The following is a 13068-nucleotide window of genomic DNA, read 5'->3' as shown; positions in this document are numbered from 1 at the left end:
GCTAAACTCTAGTGCCTTAGAATCTTGCTTAGAAAAGCCCGGCTGCGGTCGGTCTTCGGGTCGGAGAAAAACGCTTCCGGCGTGCCGCTTTCGACGATGGCGCCGGCGTCCATGAACACCACGCGCTGCGCCACCTTGCGGGCAAAGCCCATTTCGTGCGTTACCACCATCATGGTCATGCCTTCCTCGGCCACCGCGACCATGACGTCGAGCACTTCGGAAATCATCTCGGGATCGAGCGCCGAGGTCGGTTCGTCAAACAGCATGATCTTGGGGCGCATGCCGAGGCAGCGCGCGATGGCCACACGCTGCTGCTGGCCGCCGGACAGCTGTGACGGGTAGGCGTTGACCTTGTCGGCGAGGCCGACCTTGGCCAGCAAGTCGCGCCCGGCCTGCTCGGCCTCGGCGCGGGGGATCTTGCGCACATGGATCGGCGCCAGCGTGACGTTTTCCAGCGCCGTCTTGTGCGGGTAGAGGTTGAACGACTGGAAGACGAAGCCGATCTCGGTGCGCAGCTGCGTCATGTTGGTGGCGGGGTCGCCGAGGCGCTGGCCGTCGACGACGAGGTCGCCATCCTTGATCGCTTCCAGGCCGTTGATGCAGCGGATCAGCGTCGACTTGCCCGAACCACTTGGGCCGCAGACGACGACCACTTCGCGCGGCTCGACGCTGAGCGTGATGTCCTTCAGCACATTGAGCGAGCCGAACCATTTGTTGACGCCGCGAAAGTCGATCATGCCCGTTTTGGTCAGGTTTGTCTTGGTCGGGCTTGGATTGGTCATGGCGGTCAGCCCTTTGGGTTCGATGTCACAGCTGCACCTCGCCATGCGCCGCGCCCATGCGGCGCTCCAGCCGGCGGGCGAGCATGATCAGCGGATAGCAGACGACGAAATAGCCGACGCCGACCAGGAAGAAGACCAGCAGGCCGTTGGGCACACGCTGCACCACCAGCCAGCCGACGCGGGTGAGGTCGGTCAGCCCGATCGCCGAGACGACGGAAGAATCCTTGATCAACAGTACATATTGCCCGACCAGCGGCGGCAGCACGATGCGCATCGCCTGCGGCAGCACCACCTGGCGCATGCGTTGCCAGCGCGACAGGCCGGACGCCAGAGCTGCCTCAACCTGGCCGGTCGGCACCGAGCGGATGCCGGCGGCGACGATCTCGCAGATGAAGCACGCGGCGAGGTTGGTGAGCGCGATGATGCCGGCGGTGAAGGCATCGAGCTCGATGCCGAATTCCGGCAGGATGAAGAAGATCAGAAAGATCTGCACCAGGAACGGCGTGCCGCGGATCAGGTCGACCCAGGCCCCGATCACGCTCGAGATCAGCCGGTTGCCGCCGGTGCGCAATATGCCGAGGCCGAAGCCAAGCAGCGTGCCCAGCACCAGGCTGATCGCCGACAGCATCACGGTCATGCCAAGGCCGCGCAAGGCGAGGGGGTAGCTGCCGGCCAGGCTTTGCAGCTGTTGCCAGATCATGTGCTGCTCCTTGCCGGCTGCAGACCGAGCCAGCGACTGGACAGCCCCGCCAGTCCTTTGAGGCCGTAATAGAGCAGCAGATAGAAGGCGGCGATGGTGATGAAACCTTCCGCCGGCATGAAGCGGTCGGACGCCAGCAACTGGCCGGCGCGCGTCAGTTCGGAAACCGAGATCAGCGACAAAAGCGCGGAATCCTTGACCAGCACGATCGCCTGGCCGAGCAGCGGCGGGATCGTCACCTTGAAGGCTTGCGGCAGGATGACCAGGCGCATGCGCTGGACATAGGTCATCCCCGAGGCGACGCCGGCCTCGACCTGGCCGCGCGGGATCGACAGGATGCCGGCGCGGATGATTTCCGCGACATAGGCGCCGCTGTTCAGCGACAGAGCGATGATGCCGACGACCAGCTCGGGCAGGACGAAGCCGAGACGCGGCAGGCCGAAATAGAGGAAGTAGAGCTGCGCCAGCAACGGCGTGGCGCGCACGGCATCGATATAGCCCTTGGCCAGCACGCGAAACAGCTGGCCGCGCTGCAGGTTCATGGCGGCGAGCACGATGCCGACGGCCAGCGCGCCCGCAAAGGACAGCGCCGACAGCCACACGGTCGTGATCAGACCCTGCCCGAACAAAGGCAGATATTCGATGATGGTGCGGAAGCTGAAATTTTCGAGCATGGCGGTGAATGGTGAATGGTGAATGGGCAGTAGTGAGTAGTGAGTAGTGAGTAGTGAGTAGCGTCCGGAATGGCCATTCACCATTCACCATTCACCATTCACTACTTCCTACTCACTACTCCCTGCTTACCTCTGCTTAGTGATCCTTCTTCCAGGCGTCGGAATTGACCCAGTAGTCGAGGTTCTTCTGCAGGCGGCCGTCGATGCTGACCTGGTTGAGGAACAGGTTCATCCAGATCAACAGGTCCGGCTCGTCGTAGCGGGTGGCGAAGGCAAGCGGCTCCTTCGACAACAGGTCCGGCATGATGGTGAAGGTGCCGGCGGGATAGGCTGTCGACTGACCCTTGACCGCCGAGACGTCGTTGACGCCGCAATCGGCCTGGCCGTTGTTGACTGCGTCGAGCAGCAGCGGGCCGCCGCCCTTGTAGCTCTTGATGTCGGCATCCGGGAAGGCGTTCTTGGCTTCCTTTTCGCCGGTGGCGCCCAACAGCACGGCGATCTTGGTGCCCTTGGCCTTGCAGTCCTCGGTTGTCTTGAACTTGCTGTCGGCCTTGGTGAAGACGGTGCTGCCCGTATACATGTAAGGTGTGGTGAAGGCGACCTTCATGCCGCGCGCCAGCGTCGGCGTCATGTCGGCGACGAGCAGGTCGGCCTTGCCCGAAAGCAGCGCCGGGATCAGCCCGTCCCAATCATAGTCGAGGAAGGTGATCTTGACGCCCATTTCCTTGGCCATCAGTTCGGCGAGTTCGACCGAACTGCCGGTGCGCTCGCCGGCCGCGCCGACCAGCGAGAAGGGAGGTCCTTGCGTCTGTACCGCGACGCGCAGTTCGCCGCGCTTGGTGATCTCGTCGAGCGTTCCGGCACTGGCAGCAGCGGTCAGGCCCGCAAGCGCAAGTCCGGCGATGAAAAGCTTGGCAATCTTCATTTGGCATTCCTCCTGTTATCGTTGTTGTTCCACTTTGTTATTCCACCCTTTTGGGTGTTTTTTGAGCGGCGGCACCGTTTGCCGGCGGCAGCCACCGTTCGAAAATCGTCAGTCCCAGGCCACCGTTTCGGTCACCTTGATGCCACGCCTCGCCAGCTCGTCAAAGAAGGGATCGTCCGGCACATGCAGCAGCGGGTTGAGCAGGCCAGGTGTGGCGATCTCGCGCCGCGCCAGCATCTGCGCCACGATGCTGGCGGGATAGCCGACGCCGAGGCTCATGCCGAACAGGCCGGATGCCAGGTCGCGTTCGATGATCAGGTCCGATGTCACCGTTTTGGCGCGACCGCCCTCGAGACCGGAAAAGACATTGCGCATCACGCAAAGGTCCTTCTCGTCAGCGCCATACTGCAATTGCGGGCCGAGCAGCCGGCCGAGAAATTCGCGGGGGCTGGCGCCGGTGCCGGGCACCTTGTCTTCGGAGAGGAAGCCGAGTTCCTTCAGCGGCGCCCAGAACGCCGACCATCCCGGCCAGCGCAGTGTATAGCGGCCCGAGCGTTGCAATCCCTTGGCGGCCGCCAGCATCTCGACATAGTGCAGCGCGTCGCCATTGGGGAAAGCTTCCAGCCGGCCGAGGCCCGCGACCTCGATCTCGTGGATGAAGGCATTGTCGTGCTGCCGCCCGGCCGGCACTTCGACGCGCTTGCCATGCTCGATCATCACGCTGTCGCGGTTCTGGCTGACCAGAACCATGTCGAAATTCCAGCTCACCTTGTAGCAGAGCGGCTTCGCCATCGCCTTCGGTTCGGGGATGCCGCCGCAATAGGAATCGATCGAGGAGATCCTAGAGAACTGCTTTGCGGCGCGCGCGTAGAGCACGAGGTCGATGCCGGGATCGAGCCCGCATTCGGTCATGATCGAAACGCCGGCCTGTTCAGCCTCCGCCGCCAGATCGGCAATCGCCTTGCCGTAATTGGTGGTGACCAGCGGCGTGAGCGTTGCGATCGCGGCCTGCACCGCCTCGCGCATCAATGGCTGCGGCAACAGATCGATGGCGGCGTCGACATCCGCCAGCACGGTGGCAAGTGCCGGGCCGATGGGGCCCTCGGGCACGACGAAACGCACGCGGGAAAGGTCGGTCAGCCCGGCAAGCCGGGCAGGGCCGTCGGCCGACGTATCGACGCAGACGACTTCCTCGACGCCGGCGCTGGCGACGAGATCGGCGATGGCCGCCCGTCCCTGCAGGCCGAGGCCGCCGAGAACAGCTATTCTCATGCCGGCTCCTTGCGTGACGGTGTTTCTTCCGACCAGCAGCCTTCGGGAAGGCTGACCCATTTGTTGCATGAAGCCATGACGACGAAGGTTTCGCTGCGCACGACTTCCCCGGGAATGCCGGCGCCCGGAATCAGCTCGCTGGTGATGCGGTAGAGGTCGGCGACATCGCCGGCGACGGTCACGTCGACGATGATGTCGAAGCGCCCGGTAACCACCGAGGCCGAGTTGACGAAAGGCAGTTCGGCAATGCGCTGCGCCAGTTCCCGGGCGCGGCCACGTCCCTGAGCGTTGATGCCGACAATGGCCGAGATCAACTCGGGGCGTTCGGTCAGATTGAGCAGCCCGACGATCTTCAAGAGGTTGCGGTCGAGCAGATTGCGCAACCTTGAGCGCACCGTCGGCACCGAGATCGCCATCGTCTCGGCGAGCCGGTTGATGCCGGGCTGGGCATCCTGCGACAACAGCTTTACCAGCCGTCGATCGGTTTGATCGAGATGCTCACGCAAAGGCAAGGCTTTCATAAAGGGAAAGAAACGATCGGATTTTCTTTCGGATATGAAAAATACCTTATGGGGAATTTTTTACAGCAGCAAGAGCTATGTCATCCCTCTGTGTCCCTTCCGTGTGCGTTCGGGCTAGACAGGATCAGGGGCCTCTGTCCTGCTGGACATCTCCTCACAAGAGGGAAATCGCTAGTTTCGTCGAGGTTGCCACATTTGTTCTTGTTTTGTTCCAGCAGCTATGCTACTAATTTGGGGTAGGTGCTGATTCGCGCCGCCAGCCCGCCTTCCGAGGCGGGTTTTTTGTTTTCAGCATACCTTTGAAGGTTCATCACCGCCTTTGAGGCTGGCGGGACAGCGCCGTTCGGGGCGCTGTGTTCGAAGGCGAAAAAGCAAACGGCGCAAGAGGTGTGCTTCGAATTTCATGGAAAGGAACGGTGAATCGATATGAAGAAGATTTTTCATCTGTTGGTGCTAACTGCAATCTGCACCATTGCTGCTACCATGGTGCCAATTGGCGCCGCATATGCCCAGAATGCGCCCTACTGGCGTGCGGACTGGGAGGAGGGGCCTTGCACCGGAGCCTCGTGCTATACCGACTGGTCTTTCGTTCAGGCGGAGGATCCCGCGGAAGCTGATCCCAACCTGAACGCAATTGTCAGCGGCTTGGTCTCGACCGGCGCGGGGAATGTATCCTCGCACGGCGGCAACAGCTTCGGAAAGTTCGAAACGACGGTGGCTGCCATCAATGCTGGAAAGCCCCATTCCAAAGTCTACAAAGAGTGGCTCTTTCCAGGCGGCCTGGCCAAGAACGACGCTTTCGGACGTCCGCTCCAGGCCGTGTCGCCATCAGGGATCGATGGGACCTATGTCTCGTGGTTTTTCATTCCGTCCAATTACCAGGCGGCCAATGGCTGGACGAATATCTTCCAGTTCAAGGTGACCGAGCAATCGCCTTTCTCGCAGGAACCAACGTGGTGGGTCAACTTGCGCGACAGTCAGACTGAGGATTTGCTGCTGCTGCATGTGGAAAATGCGGCAGCCGGAACCTACAATCCGGCTAATGATGTTCCCGCACCGAAGGGCCGTTGGTTTCAGCTGCGCGCGGATCTCTATGAAGGGGTGGGCATCGATTGGTATCTGGACGGGGTGTTTTGGCAATCATCGTCAAACGCAACGTGGCCGGTCGGGCGGGATTCAGACGGATCAGGTACACCTCAGTCATTTGTGTTTGGCGTGGGTCACTATGGTGGAGTTGGCAAGATCTATACGGACGATGCCTATTTGATCGCAAAATAGCTACTGCCAAATTGCCCTGGCGCATAAAACACTAAGCTGCTTCGGGTCCAAACGGGGCAGTTTTTTTGCACTTGAGCACGTCGCGTTTGAACGGGACCCTGCGACGCGCTTAAGTCTCTGTTCATGCATGTCGTCGTCCCAAAACCGCTGTGCATTTTGGGGCGACAGGCAGTCGAGGATGTGCGCGACAGCACTAGGCGACGGAGTTCGAAGACGATCTTGCCGCCGCCGTGGTCGCTTGAACGCGACGCGAGGTCGTAGTGAGCAACGCACCCGCATAGCAGGCCGACCGAGTTGCGGCGTAGCCGCAACTCACGCCTTCACCTGATAAGCGGAGAGGCTCATTCGCGACATGGCCAAAAGCGGCCTTTCGATAAAACTATAACTCGCCAGGGACACGGCGATGCAGGCGGTGACAATAGCTATGCCTGCAAGCCATGGTGACACATTGGCGGTTGCAACGACAGGAGCGATCGCGAGCAGCACGATAGGATGGGTCAGATAGAGAGAGTAGGAAGCATCTCCCAGCCTTGCCAGCACGCGAGGAGCAAAAAGTCGGAAGTAGCTCTCCAGGCTGATGCAACCCGCGACAAGGATCAGCGCCGGGATACCTTGAGCAAGGGTTCGCGGCAAGTTGAAGCCAAGTACCATCACCAGTGTGGACACAATAGCGAACCCGACAGCCGAGGCACCCAGGAAAGCGGGCAAACGCACCAGTCTGCCGACCAGATGGCCGACAGCCATGCCGGCAAGGAACTCAAACAGGATTGGCGTGGTATAGAAAAACAGCACAGTGTCGGCGGCGGGTTTGAAGATAATGCGTGCGGCTACGGCGATTGCAAAGACAACGCCAATGGTGGCCATTTGCGTCAGCGCACCAAAACCCATAGTCGCCGCGAACAGAATGTAAAACAGGATTTCCAGATTGAGCGTCCAACCCACGCCAAGCACTGGCTGGACATAGCCTGTGGCCGTATCGAGATAGGGCACGAAAAGCAGGCTGTTGGCAATCTGCTCAAAGGACACTCCACGACCGGCAAACAGCCAAAGTGCGGCGACCATGAGGAAGGTCATGACCCAATAGAACGGAACGACGCGCGTGAACCGCTGCATCAAAAAAGCACGGTGGTCGCGATGTCTGTTCTCCGTCGAGAGAACCATGACGAAACCGCTGATGACGAAAAACAGGTCGACGCCGCTGTTTAGAATGGTAATAGGCAAATCGAGCACGCCTAGTGCGGCCGGAAGATGATAGATAACAACCATAAGGGCTGCTAGCCCCCGCAGGGTCTGTATCGATGTATATTGTTGAATCCGACGCGGCGCAGTGTGATCATTATCCGGAATGACGTTCATTAAAAAAGTCCCCGATGCGGGAGAATATTAACATAGATGAGACCGTTGATGCGACTATTAACTGCCGGTTTAATTAATACATAAAATTTGAATAGCTTCCACCGACTTTCGCGGCCCGGGCCTTCGATCGCCATCGTCTCGGCGATGCCTTGGCGCGCTGCTTGTATGCGCTATCGCCCGGCCTGGAAGATCGCCACCGCTGCCGCCGTCAGCGCGGCATTGCCGGCCGCAACCGTGCCATCCGGCAGATGCTTCCCATCCTCCAGCCCGACGCGCGTCGACCAGTTGCGATCCGCCACACGGCGCACGAACGGCCACACCGTCGCGTTCTCGCCATGCAGCAGGATGGCACGGCGAATGCCGGCGCGCTCCAGGACCTGTTCGATGCCGTCGGCGACCGCAAAAGCCTCGTCTAGCGTCTGCTCGGAAATCTCGATCAGGACGCGCAGCACGCGCCCGCCATGGTCGAGGCTGACGAGACGCTCGGCGTCGGCGACTGAAGCCAGACCGGCTTCGATGCCGATGCCGCGCTGACGCAGGCTTTCCATGACGATGGGTGCTGCCGCCTCGCTGAGATTGACCGAGGCATAGTCCGGCAGTTCGCGCCAGGCGGCGATGGCGACCAGCGTGCTGACGTCGTCGTTCTCGATCCAGGCGCCGGTGGAGACGCCGATCAGCGTACCGGGGCATGCGCGGCGAAGTGCTGCGATCGTCGGGTCCATCGCCGCCGGCGAAAGGCTTTCGCGGCGGTCCGCTCCGCGCGCATGGACATGCAACTCGGCCGCGCCCGCGGCAATAGAAGCCGCCCCATCGCGCGCCATGGCTTCGGCGTCGAGCGGCAGCGTGGGGTGAAAATCGGCGGCGCGCGCGCCGTTGATGCAGGTCTGGACGATCATGGCTCTCGCGATCCTGTTGCCGATGGGCGAGCCTAGCAAAGGGCAGGGTGGAGAGGAAACGGGCGCGGTGAAGACTGCTGGCAGAGTGTTGCGCCAAACCTGGGCAATGCCGAGTTCCTTCGCACCCCCCTCTGGCCTGCCGGCCATCTCCCCCTCAAGGGGAGTGATCAGCTGCGCCTACGGCGTCGCAACGTTGGAGATTGGCGAAGGCAGAGGTGAGGTCCAATCTCCCCCCTTGAGGGGGAGATGCCCGGTAGGGCAGAGGGGGTGTCTCGCGGAAACCTCAGGTGGTGTTCGGCGTCGCCGCGCCCATCATCGCTACGATCAGCACCGAAGCACCCCGGCCTCCCTTTCAATCGCCGTCCTCGCTCCAGATCAGCCGTAACAGCCGCAGCAGTGTTGCCCGATCTTTTTTCGTCAGCCGTTGCAGGAACCGGTCCTCGTGGTTGCGCACTTTGAGCCGCCATGCCGGCATGGCGGCTTTGGCTGCCTTGGTCAGAGCGAGCACCTGCACGCGCCTGTCCTGCGCATGGTCATCGCGCTCGACCAGCCCGCGCTCCTCGAGTTCGGCCAGCAGCGGCGCCATGTTGGCGCTTTTCATGCCGAGCCGGCGGCAAAGCTCGGCGGCGCTGATGCCGGGTCGTTCGTCGATCAGCGCCAGCATGCCGTAGGTGACCGGGCGCAGTGAGGCATCGGCCATCTCGGCGGTGAAATCATTGAGCGCCAGGGTCGAAGCTCGCCGCAGATTGTAGCCGATCTGTGCATCGAGCCTGTCTTCAGGCGCCACCCTAGCCACCTTGCCGCTGCGGTCCGATGTCTTGTCCATGCTGCAACCGATCGCTGCGACCAAGGTTCTTGTCAAGCAAAAAAGACTATGCAACATAGCAATTCTAAAAGCTATGTCACATAGCGATTGATGCAGGGGAAGAGCACAACTCTTCTCCCCGCCACACAGGAACGCAAGCCGGAGGAGAGTTGCCATGACCGAAGAGACCGTTGCCTTCGACATCGAGGACGGCATCGCCTGGGTGCGCTTCAACCGGCCTGAAAAACGAAATTGCATGAACCCGGCGCTCAACCGGCGCATGATGGAGGTGCTCGACCAGCTGGAATACCGCGATGATGTCGGCGTGCTGGTGCTGTCGGGCGAGGGCAGTGCGTGGTCGGCGGGCATGGACCTCAAGGAGTATTTTCGCGAGACCGAGGCCAAGGGGCTGGGCGCCGTCCGCAAGGCGCAAGGCGAGGCCTATGGCTGGTGGCGGCGGCTGCGCTGGTATCGCAAGCCGACCATTGCCATGGTCAATGGCTGGTGCTTTGGCGGCGGCTACGGCCCGCTGTTTGCCTGCGACCTCGCTTTCGCCGCCGACGAGGCGCAATTCGCTCTGTCGGAGATCAACTGGGGTATCCTGCCCGGCGGCGGCGCCACCAAGGTGGTGGTCGATCTCCTGTCGATGCGCGACGCCATGTACCACGCGCTGACCGGTGAGTTGATCGACGGCAGGAAGGCGGCGGCCTGGAAGCTGGTCAATGAAAGCTTGCCGCTGGCGGAGCTGAAGGCACGAGTCACCGAGGTGGCGAACATCCTGCTCAAGAAAAACCCGGTCGCGCTGAAGGCGACCAAGGATGCTATCCGCCGCGTCGGCGAGATGACCTATGACAATGCCGAGGACTATCTGGTGCGCGCGCAGGAAGCGGCCAATTCCTACGACAATGACGGCCGCAAGGAAGGCATCCGCCAGTTCATCGACGAAAAGAGCTACAAGCCCGGGCTCGGCGCCTATGACAAGGCGAGGTGATCCCGGCGACCGACTGAGCCGAGAGTGAGGGCGCAATCCGGGGAGAAGATGCGAATGCCGGCCTGGACGACTTCAGACCCCGTGGCGCTGCACGCGGGCGCGCAGCCGCAGCGCGTCGCCTGCGTCGATCTCGCATCCGGGCGGCGCTGGACTTACCGTACGCTCGACGAGGCCATCCAGCGCGCCATGGCTGTGCTGGAAGACTACGGCATCGAGCCGGGACAACGCATCGCGACGCTCGCCCGCAACAGCGCCGATCTACTCATCGCGCAGCAGGCCGCCATGCGGCTCGGCGCCATCTTCGTGCCGGTCAACTGGCGCCTTTCCGCCGTCGAGCAGCAGACGGTCCTGGCCGATTGCGAGCCGGTGCTGCTGCTGCACGACGCGGCGCTGATTACGGCGCTGCCAAAAGGCTGTGTACCTGTGGAGGTCAGGGCCTTTGCCGCGGCGGTCGAAGCGCAAGCGCCCGCGCTACGACGCGCTTTGCCGGCGGGCGATGTACCGTCGATCGTCCTCTACACCTCCGGCACATCGGGCCGGCCCAAGGGTGTCATCCTGACCGAGGCCAATGCGTTCGCCACCGCGGTCAACTTCGGCGTGCTCGGCCGCGTCGGCAATTCCAGCATCTTCCTCTGCGACGCGCCGATGTTCCATGTCATCGGCCTTATCACCAGCCTGCGTCCGCCCTTGCTGCAGGGCGGCACGGTGCTGATCTCGTCCGGCTTCGAGGCCGGTCTCACCAACCGCCGTCTGGCAGACCCGGACCTCGGCGTCACCCACTATTTCTGCGTCCCGCAAATGGCACGGATGCTGCGCGACGGCACCGCGTTCGCGCCGGCGAACTGGACCACGCTGACGGCCATCTTTACCGGTGGCGCGCCCAATCCCGCCGCCGACATCCTTTGGTGGCTGGAGCAGGGCGTGCGCATGGTCGACGGCTTCGGCATGACCGAAGCCGGCACCGTGCTCGGCATGCCGGTCGAGGCACACCAGATCGCCCGCAAGGCCGGCTCCGCCGGCCTGCCGGCGCCGTCTTTGTCGCTGCGCATCGTCGACGAAGATGGCCACGACGCCGCAGCCGGCGAGCCGGGTGAGATATGGCTGTCAGGCCCCAATGTCACGCCGGGCTACTGGAACCGGCCCGATGAGACGGCGCAGGCCTTTACATCGGATGGCTGGTTCCGCACCGGCGACATTGCGCGCCGCGACGAAGATGGTTTCGTCACCCTCGTCGACCGCCGCAAGGACATGTTCATTTCGGGCGGCGAGAACGTCTATCCAGCCGAGGTCGAGATGGCGCTGCTCGATCATCCCGACATTTCGGAAGTCGCTGTCGTCGGGATCGCCGACGAGCGCTGGGGCGAGGTGGGGCGTGCCTTCGTCGTGCTGAAGGCTGGCTGCGTCCTCGATCCGGCGGCGCTCGCGGCGCACTGTGCGGCTCGCATCGCCCGCTACAAGGTGCCGAAGGAATTCCTGCTCACCGACGCGTTGCCCCGCACCGCCTCCGGCAAGATTCAGAAACACATTTTGCGCGGCTGCCGGTGACCCCACCGCCGTCCTTCACTGCGCCCGCGCTTTGGCCACGTCGGCCGGTGTGATGGCGGATTGCTTGCCGCCGAAATGCGCCAGCACATAGTTGCCGAGCGCCGCGATCTCGACATTCGAATAGGCATTGGCGAAAGCCGGCATCGCCTGCTTGCCGAGCGGCGTCGTCATATGCGCGCCCTTCAGGATGACCTGGATGAGGTTTGTGCCATCGGGGTCATTGACCGTGCGGCTGCCGCGCAGCGCCGCATAAGGTGTCTGCAGCCCTTCGCCGTTCCATCCGTGACAGCTGGCACAGGCGCCCTGGAACAGCTTCAGGCCGAGCCCGCCTTGCGCCACTGAATCGGCAGACGGAGCGTAGGCGACGGACGTCGTCAGTGTTGCCGGCGGCTCGACTTCGACGATCGCCTTGTCGCTGCTGACTTGCGGCGGCACGGTTTTCACATAGGCGACGATCGCCTTGATGTCTTCCGGCGTCAAATGGCGCAGGCTGTAGTCGACGGCTTCGCCCATGTTGCCGGTGGCCGCACCACGCCCTTCCGCATGACCCTTGGAGAGATAGTTGGACAGCTGCTGATCGTTCCAGCTGCCGATGCCGGTCGTCTTGTCCGAACTGATGTTGTAGGCCTTCCAGCCCTGCAATTCGGCGCCGGCGAATTTCTTGCTGTTGTCTAGCCCATAGAGCAGGTTGCGTGGCGTGTGGCATTCGCCGCAATGCGCCATTGCTTCGGTGAGATAGGCGCCGCGGTTCCATTCCGCGCTCTGCTTTTCGTCTTGCGGCAACGGACCGTCGGGAACGAACAACAGGTTCCAGAACCGCAGGACATAACGCTGGTTGAACGGAAAACTCAGATCGTTCTTCGGCGCCTCGGCGTGCACCGGCGGCAGGCTGAACAGATAGGCCTTGATCGCCAGCGCATCTTCCGTGGTCATCCTGGCGTAGGCCGCATAGGAAAAGGCCGGGTAGAGATTGCGGCCTTGCTTGTCGATGCCCTGATGCAAGGCACGCGCGAACTCCGCGTCGCTCCAGTCGCCGATGCCGGTTTCCTTGTCGGCGGTGATGTTTGGGGAATAGACGGTGCCGAACGGCAGCTTGAAGGCAACGCCGCCGGCATAGGGCTGGCCGCCTCCGGTTGTGTGGCAGGCGACGCAATCGGCGGCGCGCGTCAGATATTCGCCGCGATCGATCAGCGCCTGACCGGTCGGCAGTTTCGCCGCCGCCACGGAGACGTCCGGCAGCGACGCCGGTTTGAACAGGAAGATCGCAACGCCGGCGGCGATGACGACCACGACAGCGAGGAGGATGCGGACCAAGCTTCTCAT

Annotated in this window: 13 protein-coding genes; 3 read left to right on the top strand and 10 right to left on the bottom strand. The window is 62.4% G+C overall.

Annotated elements, in window-relative coordinates:
- Window positions 1–8: 8 nt before the first annotated feature.
- The 6 genes from X757_RS137625 to X757_RS137650 all read right to left on the bottom strand — a co-directional run bounded on the left by X757_RS137625 (window position 9) and on the right by X757_RS137650 (window position 4859).
- Window positions 9–737 (bottom strand): amino acid ABC transporter ATP-binding protein, encoded by a 729-nt coding sequence (locus tag X757_RS137625; protein WP_023670319.1) that lies wholly within the window; start codon window positions 735–737, stop codon window positions 9–11.
- A gap of 70 nt (window positions 738–807) precedes the next feature.
- Window positions 808–1482 carry an amino acid ABC transporter permease gene (locus X757_RS137630; protein WP_023684787.1) on the bottom strand — a complete coding sequence of 225 codons (675 nt, stop codon included), beginning with the start codon at window positions 1480–1482 and terminating at the stop codon, window positions 808–810.
- Window positions 1479–2156, bottom strand: a complete 678-nt coding sequence (locus tag X757_RS137635; RefSeq protein ID WP_023693902.1) for an amino acid ABC transporter permease — start codon at window positions 2154–2156, stop codon at window positions 1479–1481. The genes X757_RS137630 and X757_RS137635 overlap by 4 nt, the downstream gene beginning before the upstream one ends.
- Window positions 2157–2292: 136 nt before the next feature.
- A complete protein-coding gene (locus tag X757_RS137640) occupies window positions 2293–3081 on the bottom strand; it encodes an ABC transporter substrate-binding protein (protein WP_023684789.1) in 789 nt (262 codons plus the stop codon).
- A gap of 108 nt (window positions 3082–3189) precedes the next feature.
- Window positions 3190–4353 (bottom strand): saccharopine dehydrogenase family protein, encoded by a 1164-nt coding sequence (locus X757_RS137645; protein ID WP_023727809.1) that lies wholly within the window; start codon window positions 4351–4353, stop codon window positions 3190–3192.
- Window positions 4350–4859: an Lrp/AsnC family transcriptional regulator gene (locus X757_RS137650; protein WP_023670324.1), complete on the bottom strand. Its 510-nt coding sequence runs from the start codon at window positions 4857–4859 to the stop codon at window positions 4350–4352. Before X757_RS137650 ends, X757_RS137645 begins: the two co-directional genes overlap by 4 nt.
- 441 nt (window positions 4860–5300) lie before the next feature.
- On the opposite strand from X757_RS137650, the gene X757_RS137655 reads away from it, so the two are divergent.
- Entirely contained in the window at window positions 5301–6152 is an 852-nt protein-coding gene (locus X757_RS137655) for a hypothetical protein (protein WP_023727808.1), read from the top strand.
- Between the two features lie 312 nt (window positions 6153–6464).
- Here X757_RS137655 and X757_RS137660 read toward each other — a convergent pair whose 3' ends face one another.
- From X757_RS137660 to X757_RS137670, 3 genes are all read right to left on the bottom strand, one after another.
- Window positions 6465–7508 carry an acyltransferase gene (locus X757_RS137660; protein WP_084629717.1) on the bottom strand — a complete coding sequence of 348 codons (1044 nt, stop codon included), beginning with the start codon at window positions 7506–7508 and terminating at the stop codon, window positions 6465–6467.
- A gap of 170 nt (window positions 7509–7678) precedes the next feature.
- A complete protein-coding gene (locus X757_RS137665) occupies window positions 7679–8404 on the bottom strand; it encodes a 3-keto-5-aminohexanoate cleavage protein (protein WP_023727806.1) in 726 nt (241 codons plus the stop codon).
- 352 nt (window positions 8405–8756) lie between these two features.
- Window positions 8757–9230 (bottom strand): MarR family winged helix-turn-helix transcriptional regulator, encoded by a 474-nt coding sequence (locus X757_RS137670; RefSeq protein WP_031251664.1) that lies wholly within the window; start codon window positions 9228–9230, stop codon window positions 8757–8759.
- Between the two features lie 154 nt (window positions 9231–9384).
- Between X757_RS137670 and X757_RS137675 the strand changes: the two genes are divergently transcribed.
- Both X757_RS137675 and X757_RS137680 read left to right on the top strand, forming a co-directional pair.
- Complete coding sequence (locus X757_RS137675) at window positions 9385–10200, top strand: p-hydroxycinnamoyl CoA hydratase/lyase (protein ID WP_023727804.1); 816 nt, start codon at window positions 9385–9387, stop codon at window positions 10198–10200.
- Window positions 10201–10248: 48 nt separating this feature from the next.
- On the top strand, window positions 10249–11745 hold the full coding sequence (locus tag X757_RS137680; RefSeq protein ID WP_084629713.1) for an AMP-binding protein: 1497 nt from the start codon (window positions 10249–10251) through the stop codon (window positions 11743–11745).
- Window positions 11746–11760: 15 nt separating this feature from the next.
- Here the strand turns inward: X757_RS137680 and X757_RS137685 are convergent, their stop codons facing one another.
- Entirely contained in the window at window positions 11761–13068 is a 1308-nt protein-coding gene (locus X757_RS137685; RefSeq protein WP_023727802.1) for a cytochrome c, read from the bottom strand.

Source organism: Mesorhizobium sp. LSHC412B00, assembly GCF_000503035.1.
Lineage (GTDB): Bacteria > Pseudomonadota > Alphaproteobacteria > Rhizobiales > Rhizobiaceae > Mesorhizobium.
Note: the sequence above shows the minus strand (reverse complement) of the source record. Positions and strands in the feature narration are given on the sequence as shown.